At 64.3% G+C, this 728-nt stretch carries 1 protein-coding gene; it reads left to right on the plus strand.

Going from position 1 to position 728, the window contains the following annotated elements; translation table 11 throughout:
- A partial coding sequence (locus V8683_RS31380; protein WP_462849117.1) for a porin occupies window positions 1-590 on the plus strand: 590 nt, incomplete at its 5' end.
- Between the last annotated feature and the right edge of the window lie 138 nt (window positions 591-728).

A 728-nucleotide genomic window follows, 5' to 3' on the forward strand; every position in this document is an offset into this window, starting at 1 on the left:
CCAATTCGATCTCCTACACGAGCCCCAAGGTCTACGGCTTCCAGGGCAGCGTGATGCTCGGGCTGGGCGGGGTGGCGGGCGACTTCCAGGCAGGCCGCAACTATTCGGCGAACCTCTCGTACAGCACCGGCACGTTCCTGATCAACGCCGGCTTCTACGACAGCAACGCCGGCGGCGCCGCCACGCCGGTCCCCTCGACCTACGCGTTCGAAGGCCGCGTCATCGGCATGTCCTACAAGTTCGGCAAGCTCACCGCCAAGGCCTCGTTCACCAGCTACAAGGGAACGGGGCTGGCCGGCTCGTTCAACGACAACGTCTACAGCGGCGGTCTCGACTGGCTCGTCACGCCCAGAGTCGACCTGAACGGCGGCGTCTGGTACACGAGCGACCGCAGCGACACCACGAACCACTCCGTCATGGGCGCCATCGGCACCGACTATTATCTGTCGCGTGCCACGACCCTCTATGCGCAGTTTGGCGTGGTCAACAACCATGGCACGATGGATACCGGCCTTTCCGTCGACAGTGCGCTCAACGGCGCAGCCGGCACGACGGTCGGCGCGGACATCGGTATCCGCCACATTTTCTAACTGCCGGTCCGCCGTTCCGCGCGTCAACCTCCTCTTGAAAGGAAGAGAAACAACATGAAGAAGGCTAGCCTCATCACCACGCTCGCGTGTTCGCTGCTCCTGCTCGGTACGGCAGGCGCCTGGGCGCAGGGCAGCGGC

It is taken from the genome of Paraburkholderia sp. AV2, from assembly GCF_054968425.1.